At 42.5% G+C, this 16785-nt stretch carries 13 protein-coding genes; 2 read left to right on the forward strand and 11 right to left on the reverse strand.

Annotation, left to right across the window (positions count from 1 at the left end; genetic code table 11):
• Positions 1-39: 39 nt before the first annotated feature.
• The 9 genes from rlmKL to trmB all read right to left on the reverse strand — a co-directional run bounded on the left by rlmKL (position 40) and on the right by trmB (position 11026).
• Entirely contained in the window at positions 40-2466 is a 2427-nt protein-coding gene (gene rlmKL, locus B3S92_RS10460) for a bifunctional 23S rRNA (guanine(2069)-N(7))-methyltransferase RlmK/23S rRNA (guanine(2445)-N(2))-methyltransferase RlmL (RefSeq protein ID WP_296205797.1), read from the reverse strand.
• A gap of 290 nt (positions 2467-2756) precedes the next feature.
• Positions 2757-3947, reverse strand: a complete 1191-nt coding sequence (locus tag B3S92_RS10465) for a mechanosensitive ion channel family protein (RefSeq protein WP_296205798.1) — start codon at positions 3945-3947, stop codon at positions 2757-2759.
• Between the two features lie 203 nt (positions 3948-4150).
• Positions 4151-5698, reverse strand: a complete 1548-nt coding sequence (locus B3S92_RS10470; protein ID WP_296205800.1) for a dihydrolipoyl dehydrogenase — start codon at positions 5696-5698, stop codon at positions 4151-4153.
• Positions 5699-5781: 83 nt separating this feature from the next.
• Positions 5782-6291: a peroxiredoxin gene (locus B3S92_RS10475; RefSeq protein WP_296205802.1), complete on the reverse strand. Its 510-nt coding sequence runs from the start codon at positions 6289-6291 to the stop codon at positions 5782-5784.
• A 243-nt stretch (positions 6292-6534) separates the two neighbouring features.
• Entirely contained in the window at positions 6535-6897 is a 363-nt protein-coding gene (locus tag B3S92_RS10480) for a hypothetical protein (protein ID WP_296205804.1), read from the reverse strand.
• Positions 6898-7163: 266 nt separating this feature from the next.
• Positions 7164-7931 (reverse strand): 7-cyano-7-deazaguanine synthase QueC, encoded by a 768-nt coding sequence (gene queC, locus B3S92_RS10485; protein WP_296205805.1) that lies wholly within the window; start codon positions 7929-7931, stop codon positions 7164-7166.
• A gap of 127 nt (positions 7932-8058) precedes the next feature.
• Positions 8059-8829 (reverse strand): DODA-type extradiol aromatic ring-opening family dioxygenase, encoded by a 771-nt coding sequence (locus B3S92_RS10490; protein WP_296205852.1) that lies wholly within the window; start codon positions 8827-8829, stop codon positions 8059-8061.
• Between the two features lie 291 nt (positions 8830-9120).
• Positions 9121-9609, reverse strand: a complete 489-nt coding sequence (rlmH, locus tag B3S92_RS10495; RefSeq protein ID WP_296205807.1) for a 23S rRNA (pseudouridine(1915)-N(3))-methyltransferase RlmH — start codon at positions 9607-9609, stop codon at positions 9121-9123.
• Between the two features lie 610 nt (positions 9610-10219).
• A complete protein-coding gene (gene trmB, locus B3S92_RS10500) occupies positions 10220-11026 on the reverse strand; it encodes a tRNA (guanosine(46)-N7)-methyltransferase TrmB (protein ID WP_414707023.1) in 807 nt (268 codons plus the stop codon).
• 266 nt (positions 11027-11292) lie between these two features.
• Here trmB and B3S92_RS10505 point away from each other — a divergent pair, with 266 nt between their 5' ends.
• A complete protein-coding gene (locus B3S92_RS10505; RefSeq protein WP_296205809.1) occupies positions 11293-12234 on the forward strand; it encodes a DUF2628 domain-containing protein in 942 nt (313 codons plus the stop codon).
• A 28-nt stretch (positions 12235-12262) separates the two neighbouring features.
• On the opposite strand, the gene B3S92_RS10510 is transcribed toward B3S92_RS10505, so the two are convergent.
• Positions 12263-14110, reverse strand: coding sequence for a monovalent cation:proton antiporter-2 (CPA2) family protein (locus B3S92_RS10510; RefSeq protein WP_296205812.1), 1848 nt, complete (start codon positions 14108-14110; stop codon positions 12263-12265).
• A gap of 113 nt (positions 14111-14223) precedes the next feature.
• Positions 14224-14931, reverse strand: a complete 708-nt coding sequence (locus B3S92_RS10515) for a hypothetical protein (protein ID WP_296205813.1) — start codon at positions 14929-14931, stop codon at positions 14224-14226.
• A 399-nt stretch (positions 14932-15330) separates the two neighbouring features.
• Between B3S92_RS10515 and der the strand changes: the two genes are divergently transcribed.
• On the forward strand, positions 15331-16752 hold the full coding sequence (gene der, locus B3S92_RS10520; protein WP_296205816.1) for a ribosome biogenesis GTPase Der: 1422 nt from the start codon (positions 15331-15333) through the stop codon (positions 16750-16752).
• The last annotated feature ends 33 nt before the right edge of the window (positions 16753-16785 follow it).

A 16785-nucleotide genomic window follows, 5' to 3' on the forward strand; every position in this document is an offset into this window, starting at 1 on the left:
GTATTTCAGGACGAGACAAATATTAGAACAAATAACTGCTTAAAGCTTATGACGAATCTCAAAGCTTTGGTGAATCGGCTTTTTCGGATTGAAGTCAAAGCCAATGGTTTCATTGGTAATCTCAACAACATCATAGCGCTCATACAGCTCTTCATCCAACTCAAACCTAGTAAAGTTGTTAGAGAAGTAAATCACGCCACCATTGGCCAAACGGTTCATCGCTCGGTTAATAAGAGCCGTGTGATCTCGCTGGACATCAAAAGTCCCTTGGAATTTCTTAGAGTTTGAGAAAGTAGGCGGATCAATAAAGATAACGTCAAACTGATCGGTATTGTCTTTAATCCAATCAAAGATATCCGAGGCAATAAACTGATAGCGGCTGGTAGTCACATCTAGGCCGTTTAGCGCAAAGTTTTGTTTGCCCCAATCTAAGTAGTTCTGAGATAAGTCGACACTGGTCACCGATTTTGCACCGCCCAATGCAGCGTGCACACTGGCAGTACAAGTATAGGCGAACAGGTTCAACACATCGGCACCACGACTGGCCGAGCGAATCATGCTGCGCATATTACGGTGGTCAATAAATAGACCAGTGTCTAAATAATCGGTAAAGTTGACATAGAAATAAGCACCGTCCTCTTGTACCACATGCATCTTACGTTTTTTCTGCGCTAGACGCTGCGCTTCCTGACGTTTGGCTTCTTCACGCGCCTGCTGGAACTTGTTACCTTTGTAGCGATTGCGGTTGTCTTTTTTTGGTTCCGGAGCCTCTTTATTAGCTTTAGTATCTTTAGAGGGGCTTTCTGGGTTGCCGTACTGAGTATTGCCGACCTGACGCGCACGGGTTTTGATAAAGATTTGTTCACGGTTAATACCAAACACTTCACGAATACCCATTAACGCTAAGTTAAAGCGCTTGCGAGCGGTCTCTGGTGGAATGGTCTTTGGTGGTGCCCACTCTTGTACATGCACGTAGTCGCCATACACATCGATAGCTACTTTATAATCAGGCAAATCGGCATCATAAACACGTAAGTTGGTCACGTCTTCTTTGGTAGCCAGTTTTTTTAGATGGGCCACGTTTTTTTGTAGGCGATTAACAAAGTCTTGTGCTTCCTCGACTTCAATCTTTTGGCGCTCAAAGCGATCGATTAAGCTTTCCCCTTCTTTACGTAGCAACTGACCATACCTGAAATAGACAGTGATGGCACCGTTATGGCAACGTAGGGTTTGTGGCTCCTCCAGAGGTAACACATCGGCTTGCTCAACATGGGCAGCCAATAGCCCTAGCATGGGCTGGTATTTTTGTTTAGCAAATATATCTTGTAATGTCAGCCCTAGCCCTTGATATAAAGGTTTGATAAAGTCGCTATCACCTAGACGCTCACCATACGGGGGGTTGGTGATAATAAGAGGGCGTTTAAGTTTTCGATCTAATAGGGGCTTGGCCAAAGCAATCTTCAATTGAGACAGGGGACGCTGTTCTAAAGTTAAATGCGGAATTAGCTCGATCAGACCGGCAGCGATTAAGTTTTTATGTACTGCTTTAATGGCGCCTGCATCGGCATCAAAGCCCATAATAGTGGGCAGTTTACCGGCTGCGGCTTTTTCTAACCCATTATGAAAGCGCTCTTGGGCATCCACCACACATTGCTGCCATAGCTCGCTATCATGCTCTTGCCAGTTATAAAAACCAAATTGTGACTCAGCTTTATCAATACCGACCGCATAATCACAATGCATCAATAGGGCTTCGATAATAAAGGTACCTGAACCACACATAGGGTCAATTAGGGCGCTGTAGCTGTTTTTCTTTTTATGCCAACCGACGGTATATAGCAGGCCAGCGGCTAAGTTTTCTTTCAGTGGCGCATCGGTCATGGCCACACGGTAGCCGCGACGGTGCAAACTGGTTCCTGATAAGTCTAAAAAGATCTCAGCCTGTTTTTCATTAACAGTGGCATAAATAGGAAAATCTGGGTTACTACTGTCGACATCAGGACGGGCATCTAATTTTTCGCTAAAGGTATCGGCGATGGCATCTTTAATACGTAGCATGGCAAACTGTTGACTAACTTGAACTCTTTTATCGACACTCATTCGAATGGCGAAAGTATTGTCTAAGCCAAACCACTCAGTCCAATCTACGGTACTGGCCAGGCCATTTAACTGCTCAGCCACATCATAATCTTTATTGATATTACGTTTTTTAATGGGCAGTAAGACGCGTGAGGCCACCCGTGACCACAGGCAAATTTTATAAATCTGTTCTAAAGTGGCGTTGACAGCAATACGGCCTGTGCCTTTTAATTCACAGTCAATCTCCATGCTGGCCAGTTCAGCTTTCAGTGGCGCTTCTAAGCCATCGGCGCAGGTAACGAGGATGTCATAGCGTTTATTTGAGCCTGTAGGTTGGGTGTTTAGGTCGTTGCTGTTAGAGATATTTTCTGTTGTGGGGGTGGACATAGTTGGCCTTTACGTTATATTTATTTATTCAAATTTACTAATTCAATCTTCGGGCAGCTAAGCTAAATAGCAGAGGCTGACTAATGCAAGTATTGAGTGTTAACTGTGTTATAAAAAAGATGGTTGATAGTGATAAGTAGGCTGCTAAATAAGCCAATAGGTGGGAGTGTTGCTTTATTACTAGTGATTTTACCACACTCATCTACCAGGAGATAACCAGGGCCTACAAATAAGCGAAATTTTGAGCCATTTATCGGCTACTGTTCAAAAAATTCGTTGGTGGCTATAGATTATTTATTAGCCTCTGGCTGATTATTTTCAGAAGACGGCGACAAGGGTTGTAACTGGGCCTTAATATCAGCAGCTTTTGTATCCACAGGCATGACCAGCTTCATGTGAGGGTAGGGAATATTAATGCCCTCTTTTTCAAAGCCTGCTTTAATTCTTTCTTGTAGAGTTTCTTTGAGAATAGGCATACGCGCGACAGCAGCAGGTTTCACCCAATAGCGAATAATAAATACGGTTCCAAAGTCACTGATATGGTCAACAGTGGCTAAAGGCTCGGGACGCTTTAGAATATTCTCAGTATCATCAAGCACCTGCATAATAACTTTTCTGGCTTGCTCAATATCAGCTTCTAGAGCAATACGCGCTTTGATATCGAAGCGGATAAAGTTTTTTGAAGTTAGGTTGATGACCTCTGATGAGGCGACGGTAGCATTAGGAATAATGACCGTGATGTTGTCCCGGGTTAAGATACGGGTAGTGCGTAACGAGATGAGAATAACCCGGCCTTCATTCTCGCCAATACTAATCCAGTCGCCCACCTTAAAGGACTGCTCTAGCAAAATGGTAATGCCAGAGATAAAGTTAGCAATGGTGGACTGTGCGGCAAAACCCACTGCCAAACCTAAAATACCCAGACCGGCTACTAATGAGACGATATCGAAGCCAAACTGAGCCATAACGCTGGCCAGCCCCAGCACTATAATTAATACTGAAAATACGTTTTTTAACAGCTGCTCTATCGAGGCATTGAGTCCATAATGCTTTAAAACTCGGCTGATCACCTGTTCAGATGAGGTCCATAGAACGTAATAAATACCGGCCCATATACTGGCTTTAGCAGTTGCAGATACGGTGCTAGGCTCAACATTGATCTGACTCATTATCGCCAGTACACAGCTGACTACCCATATGTAACGTAGTACGGAGCGAATGATACCTAAGCGTCTGTCTGATAGCTTTAATTGCTCTTGATAACGCTTAGTAACATAGGTAAGTAGCCAATAGAAGAACCCGACAATCATCAATAGGATAATAATTTTTATGGTGGTGCTGGCAAGTTCCACGCCGCGAGAAGCCCAGTCTCGACTCTCTTCTTCTAAATCACCGCCAATCGCAAGATATAAGCTCGAGTATAAATCGTGCAAAATATCTTGAAAAAATGCGCTAATTTTTGAGCCAGTCTCTCTTGCCATTGGTCGTCCTATAATGGGTCATTGCCTAAGGGAATTAGTTTTAACTGCGTCAATAGTCTTAATATACAACAAAATTAGCTAAAGTTGAGCCCGCCTTATTTATAGCTGCCTTGTTTACTGTAAATTAGTTTCTAAGCAAGCTACTTATTATAAAAAAACCCTGCAGCGTGATGGCAGGGTTTTTTTATGATAGGAAAAATAATTTACGACTTATAGGTATTGATCTTGCCTATGGTATCACGTAGGGCAGTACGCAGCCCCTCAAGAATGGTCGGATGGTAGAAGGGGCTGGCCAATAAGCCGTCGATATCTACTTCATTGGTAATGGCTGTGGCTAAGATGTGTGCAATATACTCGGCATCTGGGCCTACCATGCTGGCTCCTAATACCAACCCAGATTTCGGGCAAGCATAAATGCGTAATAGGCCACAGTTGATGCCCATTACACGGCTACGCCCTTGATTGTCAAAACTCACCTCGCCAATGACGTAGGGGCGTCCTTCTTCTTTAATGTCTGATAAAGACTGACCCACATTCATAATTTGTGGCTCACTGAATATTATTGACATAGAAGTGGTGGCCGTTTGCGACTTATCAGGCGACATGTCGTTCAGAATGTCACTTTCATCAGAGCAGTCTGGATCTTTGGCAATAGCGTCGCTCATACTGATTTGATCAGCCAGACCTGCTATCTTTAAAGCCACCTCTTTACCAGATAAATAACCTTCATTACTGGAAACATGTAGTAACGGCATATAGGCATTGGCATCCCCAACAATATAGACATTGGTACCTTCAATTTTTCCGGTTATTTTGTCCAGCTTTAAGGGACGATTTTTATCATCTAACTGCACACCCACATGCTCAAGCCCTAGAGTATGTAACGAGTTGCGGCGTCCGGTAGCTGCCAGTACTTTCTCACCACGCCAAGTCTGTGAATTACCTTCAGCGTCAGTATAATGGATAACTGCTTGGCTTTTGCTATCAAACTCTTCTCGAGACACCTTATCAATTTTGGTATTTAGACGTAAATCTAGCTCACTTGAAAAACAGGCAATAGCTTTTTGATTGATGGCTTCATCTTTTAAGCCCCCCACATTTTCAGCACGGTTGAAGATAGCAACCTCAACACCCAGTCGACTCATGGCTTGAGCCAATTCAAGTCCGATAGCCCCTGCACCGACTACCGCCATAGATTTAGGTAAGTCCGGCAACTCAAAAATAGTATCAGAAGTAATCAGAGCATCGCCTAATGCTAACTTCCAACCTTCAGGCACAAAAGGTTTTGATCCAGTGGCAATAATCACATGATCGGCTTGAATGTACTCGATATCTCCCTCTGCAGTATGGGCTTCGATTAATCCAGATTCTGAAAAAACAGCGCGACCATGTATTTTATTATTATCGTCCCAGCTATCTACATTTTTTAGGGCGAAACTAGCAAAACGATCTCGCTCATCCTGTACCCGTTTCATTACTTGCTTACCATTAATGGTGGCGTTACCTTCTACCCCAAATTCATCAGAATGGTTGGCATGATAGGCACGGTCGGCGGCTGCAACTAATAATTTACTCGGCATACAGCCCATGGTGGTACAAGTAGTAGACCAGATACCTTCGTTGATGATAACCACATTGTCTGTGGCTTTACTGATTTGACGATAAGCGTTATGACCGGCAGTCCCAGCACCGATGACAGCGGCATCAACGTGACGAATAGATTTTTCAGACGAGGATTGGGGTTTTGTCATTGAGTTTTTCCTAAAAAATGAGTCTAGTTAATATTTTTAATTGTCGATGCTGCTAGGAGAAATATCAGAGTGACTTGTTAACTCTAGATAGACTGAACTTCTGCTAATGTTTTAAGCAATCTATCTGCATAGTCTTTGGCTCTTAAATTACGCTGAGCATGGGTTAGCTTGCCATCTTTATCAAATACAAAAGTAGAGCGTACTAAGCCCATTGTTTTTTTGCCATACATATTTTTTTCTTTAATCACGTCAAAGTGTTGGCAAAGTTTCTCATCGGCATCGCTAATTAAAGGTATTTGCAGCTGTTTGTTTTCAATAAATTTCTTATGCGACTCGATACTGTCTCTAGACACGCCGATAATGTTGTAGCCTAGAGCATCAAATTCAGACAGTTTTTCGGTAAAGTCGACTGCTTGAGTGGTACAGCCGGGAGTATTGTCGCGAGGATAGAAATAAAGAATTAAGCCCTTGTCCATATTTTCAACAAACTGGTCAAGCACTATTTCACTTTCCACCATTTCATCGTCTATCTTTTGTACGATAGGCATTGGGAAGTCAGGTAGGGCAATAATTTCATCAGTGGGTTTTGCCATGTTGTTTTCCTTTTTTATTTAAAATAGCTTATCAACCTAGAGGGCTGTTATTCTTTTTATAACAGTTTACCTAAGAATGAGCAATGACTCAAAGCGTAGCGTGTAAGCATCAAATAACACTTGAGTGATAAAAGTTATAAAAAATTGAGGACAATAAAAAAGGCTGACAATCGCCAGCCTAATCTAATCAGATCATTAACAGCATAACTTAAAGCATCGCACTTCAAGCATCATACAAGTAAATTATGCTTTAGGTTTTTGTGGAGGATTAAGTTTTAGACCGTTACCACATTGCTGTAAATCTTTTTGCATAGTTTTGGCATAAGGTAAGGTTGAAGGGTCTTTACCACTTTGGGCATAGCTTTCAATTTCCCACATTTGACCTAACGTCATTTTACTGCGAACGTTTACAGTACAGCCACAAAATTTCTTAGCAGTAGCATTATCGGCCACTTTAAGTTTAACGGCAGTGGCCACACAGTTATTAACCTGATCTTGTTTGATATCCAGCGCTTGAGCAGGAGTTGCCATCATAATGGCAGATGTGCCTAAGGCAACAAGTGGCAATAATTTATTACATAAAAAGCTTTTCGAAATAAAGTTCATGAACAACAATCCTTTAGAGGCTTACGATATTATATTTACAGTTAACCAGTGGCTTATCATTGATTAAAATGTATGAGCACTGGTTAAAATGTACGGGTTGAAAATAACCTAGAGCATTTAACTTAGCGATTGGCTTAGTTAATCTAATCGCATACCTTATCAAGCTAATAAACAGATTAGTAATAAATTTTGCTATTTAGTTGCAATTTATTGTTGCTATTCAGTTACAAACCGCAGAAAAATAAGCTGTAAAATCAAAGCGAATCCTAGTTTTCCGAATAACGAGTAGGGTCGGCTAATCCCGCATCACTAAAGCCTCTTTTACGCAAGGTGCAGCTGTCACAGATACCACAAGCTCGGCCTTCACTGTCAGCCTTGTAGCAAGAGATGGTTTGAGAATAATCTACGCCAAGCGAGTTGCCCAATTGGATGGTTTGAGCCTTACTTAATTGCTGTAGGGGAGTTTGGATATGCAGCTTATGCCCAGTTACTCCAGCCTTGGTGGCCAGATTGGCCATAACTTCAAAGGCATTAATATATTCAGGACGGCAGTCAGGATAACCTGAGTAATCCACTGAGCTGACTCCAATCACTATATGGTTGGCTTCAGTTACTTCCGCCACAGCTAACGCATAGGATAAAAAGATGGTATTACGCGCTGGCACATAAGTGTTGGGAATAGCATCATTATCTATATTATCGGTATGGGTCGGAAATTTGTCCGCATCGCCATCTGGGATAGTCATATCATGGTCAGTTAACGAGGAGCCACCTAACTGTGCAATATCAATATCGATGATCTTGTGATCAACGCCAGCTTGATTAGCGATGTTTTTAGCCGCGACCAGCTCACTATTATGACGTTGACCATAATTAAAGCTAACGGCCGTGACTTTGGCATAGCGGTCTTTTGCCCAATATAAACAGGTAACAGAGTCTAGCCCGCCTGAGAGTAATACTACGGCGTTTTCATTAGAGGAGTCTGACGCAGTGTGAGTGGTTGAAGGAGTGGGTGAAGTTAAAGCATCAGTCATAACAAATCCTAAAGGCTTATAAAAATCAGAAAAAGGCGATTATTAAAAAAATCAAAAAGGGCAGTAAAAAACCGTCTATTTTAACAAAAATGACGTGGCTGTGGGGATATGGATGGTCTGTTGAAGACTAATCAAAGCGGTACACATCCATGCCTAAGCTGTGATGGGCCATGCTTTCATGAATTACTGAAACCCGCTGACCGCAGCCTAGCGCAAAAAACAGCGGTAATAAATGCTCAGAGCTTGGGTGAACCTGCTCTACCTCAGAGAACTGTTGCCAGTCTAATGCAGCTGGAATGTCCGTTTTTAGCTGATGTAATAGCCAGGTTTTAAAAGCTTTGGCAGTAGGTTCTTCACTGTCAGCGTTCCAATTTAAGGCTGCTAAGTTATGGGTAATACCGCCTGAGCCCATAACCAGTATTTGCTCACGGCGTAGCTGGGAGAATAAGCTGCCCAGCTGATAACAAGCATAAGCATCAAAGTGTTTAGGCAATGACAATTGAACAATGGGCACATCTGCTTCAGGGTATAAATGAATTAACGGTGCCCAAACGCCATGATCTAAAGGGCGAAGTGGGTTAAGACTATTAATTACCCCCATCTTATTAAGTTGATCGGACAGCGATTCTGCCAGCTGTGGATGACCCAAAGCGGGATATTCAATGCTATTGAGCTTTTGACTAAAGCCTGAAAAATCATGCCAAGTTTGTGGTGTAGGGTTACTGGCAATTTCTAAGGTTTGAGTCACCCAGTGTGCCGACATAATCACAATGGCTTTGGGCTTAGGTAGATTTTGCCCAGTACGTGCCAAAGCATTGGTAGTGGCATTTTTTTCAAGCGCAAAAGTGGGCGCCCCATGAGAAACAAATAGCGCCGGCAATGTGGCCAGCGCTTGCATAGAGCGAACTTTTTGCTTGCGAGTCGGAGTCGTCACCGGCTCAAAGCTAGTGAGCGGAGTCACTGAAACCGGTACGCTAAAGGTTGAACTGTGGGTATTCTTTGGATATTTCATAAGTTAATTATGGGGGCTAGGCACCATTTTTTAAAGCGGAGTATTTTTAAGAGGTTTACGCTCTCGAGCTCATAACAAACAGCAACAGCGAAATAGCTAGACTACCCAGCAACCCTCACAGCTACTACCACGGCAGGCATTTTGCTATCCCTTCTATCCTAATTACACCCCTCAATCTTAATTACCACGATGATAAGGGTGGTTATTGTTAATACTCATCGCTCGATATAACTGCTCCATCAATACCACACGCACTAGGGGATGAGGCAGAGTAAGAGGCGATAATGACCATTTAAAGTCAGCTGCTGCCAGTACTTCAGGCGATACGCCATCTGCACCGCCAATGACCAGCGCCACATCATCACCAATTTGCATCGCTTCACTAAGCTTATCAGCCAGCTGCTCGGTGGATAGCATCTTACCTTTAACATCGAGAACCCAAAGCTTTTCACGGGAGTTACTCTGATGGGTAGTCAAAATAGCTTTGCCTTCTTGCTCACGATATTGTGCCAAATTGGCATCTGACGGGTTTTTGGCACGTTTAGCCGCGGCCAAGTCGATAATTTCAGTAGTGAGCATGGGCTGAATGCGTTTGTGATACTCATCAAATCCGCTATCGATCCACTTAGGCATCTTACTGCCCACACTTAAAATGCGTAACTTCATAAAAGAAAAAACCTTTTGGTTTAATTAATAGAACTGCTAAAGCTAAAATGTCAACCTTTTGGGGCTTGATTTTCAAACTTATCCACAGCTAATTTGAGACTCTTGAGTCAAGCTGTGAAACATTTGAAGCAATACCACAATCACTGATAAATTTTTTATAGTAGCTATTAATTTTAAGCAGTAGCTATTTAAGTTATTGATTTTATTAATAAAAATAATTGTACAAAAAATGAGCAATTTTATTCAAAGCCGTATGCTGTCTAGGGTATAACTTGTCAAGTATGGGGTTATCCACAGAGTTATCCACAGCTTGTGGGGAAAACTCTTAATCCCCTTGCTAGTCATGCGTTTGGCAAGAGTAGTGGATTTAGAAGAACATGAGGAAAGAGCCGTTATTAGTGACAAATTTAAGGCAAATCAAGCCAAAAATCATAAAGCACTCAATAATAAAGGCTCTTTTTTGGATTAATTGTCAAATGTTCCACATGGTAAGTTTTATGTTGACCATCAGCTACTGGCTTTGAAATCTAAGTAGGCCACAATAAGTCAAGATAAACTAATACAGATAAACCAACCACTAACAGCCAGGATGAGGCTAGGTTTATAACGGCTAGTCTTTGCTATAAATTAAATCCCAAACTCCGTGGCCGCGATCGATACCTCTTTTTTCAAATTTAGTCATAGGGCGGAAGTCTGGACGTGGTGTAAAATTTCCTTGGCCTGCGGTATTGGTTAAGCCTTCAAAATTATCTAGCACATCAAGCATCCAAAATGCATAATGTTCCCAATCTGTCGCTGCATGGAACCAGCCCCCATTTTTGATAACGCGGGTCACAATTTCCATACGTTTTGGGCTGACAAAACGGCGCTTATAATGACGCTTTTTTTGCCAAGGGTCAGGGAAGTACAGTTGGATACGGTCAATATGGTTCTCAGGCAGTTGCTGCATTAAAGCAATGGCATCCCCATTGATAATCTTTAGGTTGGTCAGACCCTCTTCGTTGGCCATAAAGGCGCACTTGCCTATACCCGGCTCATGCACTTCAATGCCTACGAAGTTGCGACTAGGATCGGCTTTGGCCATCTCAATCAAAGAGCTTCCCATACCAAAACCAATCTCAAAGGTTAACGGGGCATCAGGGCCATTGGGCGTCTGCTTAGTATCTGCAAATAAGGCGCGCAAATCTGTGATGTCATCGATAATGCCCTGGCCTCTATCGTCCATAGTATTGACGATGTATTTGGCATAAACAGGGTCCGTTAGCGCTTGCTCGGCATTTTTGTTAAGGTGGGTACGGCGCTTCATAAAGGTTTTGATTAAGCGTGGGAACGCAGTATCAGCGGCTTCAGATTCAGCTTGATCGTTATTTTGGTCAACGCTACCTTCTGCTTTAGGATCGATAGCCTTGTCCTTCATATCAGTAGTTTCAGAAGTTGGTAAGCTATCTGTGGTAGGGGTGTTTGGAGTATTCTCAGCGCTCATATTAAAAAAATCGTCCACTATTGAGGTTATCAAGTTGAAGGTATTGTGAGGTGAATTAAGCCTATTAAAAAAAGCGTTAAGGCTAAAAAATAAAGTAAGATGGGCGTATTATAACGTTAATCCACCTATAAAACGATGTGCAAGCCGTCAAAGTTTGTCTCGACTTAGGTCGCTGATGAGTCATATAAGGTTAAACTGGTATGTTGTTTATTGAAGAAACTTCGCCACCCCCATTTTATCAAGAGCAGATTACTGATGAAAAACGTACTCAGCTTGATAAGTGGTTTATTGGCAATCGCTCACAAGCTTATTATTTAAAACGTTTTTCTGAATTTGATTCACAAGGCTATTTATCGGCTAAGTGGAACTGGGCTGCTTTTTTTGCCACTTTTGGTTGGCTGTTATATCGTAAGCGCTATTTGGATTGTATTGTTTATACTGTGGCAGGCTGGTCCTTTATTCAGTTGAATGTGGTCATTGCCTTAGTGGCTTTTGAATATGCTTTTATGTCTTTTGTACCAGATGCCTATCAAATGTTCACCCGCATTGTGATAGCCGCTGTTATCTGGTTGTTTTGGTCAGTAATGGTGGGCAGATGGGCCGATGCTTATTATTATCGGATGGCAAGGCGTGAGATAGCCGATGTCTTAGCTGATTATCCAAGAGAGCCGGAACAGCAAAAAGCACATTTAAACAAAGAAGGGGGTACAAGTCTGGTAGGACTTGGATTCGCTTTTTCTATTTTTATATTTTTATTGTTTGTCATTCAAAATCGCTTTTTACCGTTATATGCTCAGCCCAAGGAGCATGGCATAATTCAAGATACTTTTATGCAAACCCGCATAGCAACCGGAGAGATTGAGCAGCAATTTCAGTCTCAAGGCAAATGCCCTATTGACTATAAGCCCAGTGAGGTGGGAGAGAATCTAGTTTTTGAGGTAGTAGAGCAAACTCCAGCTTTGGGTAATAAGCCTAGTAGCTGTGTGCTGATTGCTACTATAAAAAATGTTCCTTTCCCCAATCGTAATTTAAATGGACAAAACTACATTATGTATCGTCCTTCTGAGCAGAAGCAGGAAAGATGGCAGTGCATTACCTCATTAAATGAGAAGAAGAAGCCGCCCATTTGTTCTAGTAGCTAAGAGTTAATAGCAGATAATAGTATCTAAACTAAGACTTCTTAGAGAGCCCCACCGCGGTTTCAATCTCTTCTAAGTCTAGTTTTTTGCCCTCACTGTGATCGGAATCAAATAGACTTTCAAGCTCCATCATTGAGGCCTGTACTGACTCAATAAGCTTAGCCTCATCTTCGTAGATGGCTTGTTGCTGCTCTAATAGCTGATCATCGTAATCACGGAAGGCTGTGATGGTTTCCCGTGCTTTTTCTGGGGAGATGCCCAGTAGTTCTAATGACTCGCGCGACATATCAAGGGATGACAGGTAAGTTTCACGCCAGATGTGAGTTATGCCTATTTCGCGTAAACGATAGTAGTGGGCTCGATTTCGAGCTCGCACCAAGACTTTTAGATGCGGATAGTGGTTATGTAGATAGCGTGCAGTGGCAATCGAACGCTCTACATCATCAATAGCAATGATAAATATTCGGGCTTTCTCAATCCCTGCAGTTCTTAATATCTGCGGGTTTTGAGGGTTACCATAATAGACTTGGTTACCAAATTTACGCACGAAATCGACTTGGTTGGCAGAGCTTTCAATGGCGGTAAATTCGATATTATGCATACGTAGCACTCGGCCAATAATCTGACCGACACGGCCAAAGCCTGCAATAATAACCGGGTGTTCATGGTCAGGAATACTGTCGTACTCTCGGTCCGGCTGTCTTTTTGCAAACCTAGGTTCACCGAATTTCTCAAGCAGCATAAACCCGATAGGGGTTAGGGCCATAGAGATGGTCACAATTAGGGTAAGCAGATTGGCATGCTCAGGTCTCAGTACGTTTTGGTTGGCAGCAGTGCTAAATAACACAAAAGCAAACTCACCCCCTTGCGCCAAGGTCACCCCCAGACGAATACTGGTTGGTAAGCGGTTGCCTAGCAGGCGAGCAATAACAGTGACTACCCCAAATTTGATAATCATTAACACAATGGCCGCGCCAATAATAAAGGCCGGATGTGCCAAGATAAGCTTAACGTCAGTTAACATACCCACTGACATAAAGAACAGACCTAAAAGCAGGCCTTTGAAAGGCTCAATACTGGCTTCAAGCTCATGGCGATACTCTGAGTCGGCCAATAATACCCCAGTTAAGAATGCTCCAAGCGCCATAGACAGACCGATTTGGCCCATCAATATAGACACCCCCATCACAATAAATAAAGCCACAGCGGTAATGAGTTCATTGGCACCACTTAGGGCCACAAATTTAAAGAAGGGGCGTACCACATAGCGGCTAACTAAGAATAATCCGCCAAATACTGCCACTACTTTACCAAAATAAATTAAGTCATAAGTCTGTTCGCGGACCCCTGATAAAAAGGGAATGGCCGCCAGCAGTGGAATAACTGCAATGTCTTGAAATAGTAAAATGGTAAAGGCTTCACGACCATGAGTGCTAGACAGCTCCTCTTTTTCAGTCAGCACTTGCAGCACAAAAGCGGTAGAGGATAACGCCAAACCAAAGCCAACAATAAAGGCAGTATCTAGTTGGAGCGGGGTAAATTGAAAAATAAGGGCCATCAATAACAGGCCGGTAACCCCAACTTGTAGACCGCCAAAAACAAAAATAGAATGGCGTAGCGCCCATAGCCTCGAGGGTTGAAGCTCAAGACCAATAACGAAAAGTAGCATCACCACGCCGAACTCAGAGAAATGCATCAAGCTTTCAGCATCGCCGGCCACATCAAAGACACTTGGGCCAAGCAATAACCCAGTAATCAAGTAACCCAAAACCGTAGAGATGTGAAGTCGTTTACCCAGTGGGACTAATAATAATGCCGCCCCTAAGAATATAGTGGCTTGAAGCATTAAGCTAGGTTGAACGAGGGAGGCTGCAAACATTAGCGGTCCTTTTTAGTGGTGCTATTTTTCATATATTAATATGTTGTAAGGAGTTAGGAGGTAACCTGAGCCTTAAGCTACTAGGCCAATAATTAATAACCAAGCTAAGACTATCATCGCTTTTTATATACTTTCCAAACCCCATTATCAGCCAAAGGATTGCTATAAGCATCATTGCGCCGTTTGCGTGGCTTTTGACGGCTATCCACAATCTTAAAATCAGGTAGGGCATGAATAATTAGACCGGTACGATAAAATCTAATACGTTCAGGGCCTAGTAATTTGCCTTTGTCATTTTTACAAAAGACATAAGCCCGAAGATCGATAAATTCTCTATGGGCTACCAAACGGGCGGTTTCATCGTTTGCAAAGACTTTTTCTAGACGCAAACACTCAGCTTCAGTAAACTCCCCACACTTGTCGATTAAAGCCCCAACGGAGCCAAAGTTTTTAGACTCTTTAGCTCGAGTTTTGGTCAAATGTAGCCGCTGCACATGATAAATAAACTGCGGTATTTCCAAGCTGGCAGGTAACGGCAGATTATCAGGCGGCAAATAAGCGGCTGGGTAAAAGCTTAAGGCACGATCAATTAAAGGTTGCCAACGTCTATGATAAGCGGCTATCTCGTCTCTATTACCTTGATATATAGGCATATCTCTGACTTGTTGCAGGATATCTGGGGGGAATTGATCTGCTCGAAAAGCAGCAATGTCTGCTTGTAAAGTAGAAAGTAACTCTTTGGCCAGTGACTTACCCTCCTTCGATAAAGGATCTTGGATAATATCTTCTGGAGCGACAAAAGGGGCAGATCGTCTTGACATAATTGCTATAGGTTCATTATTAAGAGAGTTAAAACCATGTTATCATAACTGGGCAATCTAACTGCACTACTATAAGCTGTGCGCTCTATTATTTTAGCCGCATTCTTTAGCGTAGAAAGCAGTCGATATTTTTCTTTAAAGCCCTTATATAACCCATGGCTTTGATAAAGAGTGGTTGATCTTTTTGACAAACTGGAAATTATTTTAAGTATTAACTTGTAATAACTCAACTTTAATTTCATTGGCTAAGCTGCTATTAATAATAGTTTTATTAAGCTTAGACCGTGACAGATTGCTAAAAACCGTGGTTATCCAACCTCCCATTTAATTAATTGACTATAAAGTACTTTGATTTCATTCTCAATTATTAACACCTTGTAAAACCAAGTGAGATAAAAAATGTCCATAAAACCTGTCGTTGCCTTAATAGGTCGCCCTAATGTGGGTAAATCGACAATATTTAACCAAATGACCAAAACGCGTCAGGCACTAGTCGCTGATTTGTCCGGTCTGACTCGTGACAGACAGTATGGTGATGCTACCTATAACAACAAATCCTTTGTTGTTATTGATACTGGCGGTATTGGTGAAGCAGATGATGGTCGTGGTGGTATTGATGACTATATGTCTGCCCAATCGCATACTGCCATCCATGAAGCTGATATTATTGTATTCGTGGTGGATGCTCGTGCCGGTATGATTGGCGCAGATGCTGAAATCGGAAAAATGCTACACACCCTAGGCAAGCCTGTGTATCTGGTAGCCAATAAAATTGATGGGGTACACGATGCCGCTCCCGCTGAGTTCTATGCTCTAGGCTTGGGAGAGCCATATCCAATGACCGCCAGTCATGGTCGTGGTATTGCCAACTTATTAGATGACCTTACTGAAGATATGCCTGAGGATGTCGAGGAAGAGCAGCAAGATGGTTTAAAGCTTGCCATTATTGGTCGTCCTAATGTGGGTAAATCTACCTTAGTAAACCGTATGCTAGGCGAAGATAGGGTTGTGGTATATGACATGCCTGGCACCACACGCGACAGTATTTATATCCCTTATGAGCGTAACGGCAAGAGCTATGTCCTTATTGACACAGCAGGTGTCCGTCGCCGTGGCCGTATCGATGAAAAAGTAGAAAAGTTCTCGGTTATTAAAACCTTGCAAGCGATTAAAGATTCTAATGTGGTCGTTGCGGTTATTGATGCGCAAGAAGGTATTGTTGACCAAGATTTACATATGCTAGGCTATGCGCTAGATGCTGGCCGCGCTATCGTGGTAGCGATTAATAAATGGGATGGTCTATCAGAGGATCAAAAAGACTTAATTCGCTTCGAGCTTGATCGCCGCTTTAGCTTTATTCCTTATGTCAAAGTGCATTTTATTTCGGCGCTACATGGCACCAACGTAGGTAACTTATATCCCTCGATTCATAAAGCTTATGAGTCCTCAATGTTCAAAGTATCTACTAGCCGTTTGACCCAAATTCTAGAAGATGCTGTGGCAGCTAATCCGCCTCCTATGTCAGGGGGACGCCGCATCAAGTTACGTTATGCTCACTTAGGCGGTCATAACCCACCGATTATTGTGATTCATGGTAATCAGACCGGTTCGTTACCAAAAAGCTATCAACGCTATTTGGAAAACGAATTCCGTAAAGTGTTTAAGTTAGAAGGAACCCCATTAAGGGTTGAATTTAAACTCAACACCAACCCTTATGCCGGAAAGAAAACCACTTCTTCCAAAAAGCAAAGACCTGGAGTGTCAGAGGCCCGTCAGAAACGCCGTGATATGAAGTACAAAAAAGGGTCGCATAAGCGTTAGTTGCGAATTTAGTAAACACAATTTAATAAAAAG

This window comes from Psychrobacter sp. UBA3962 (assembly GCF_002385225.1).
Lineage (GTDB): Bacteria > Pseudomonadota > Gammaproteobacteria > Pseudomonadales > Moraxellaceae > Psychrobacter.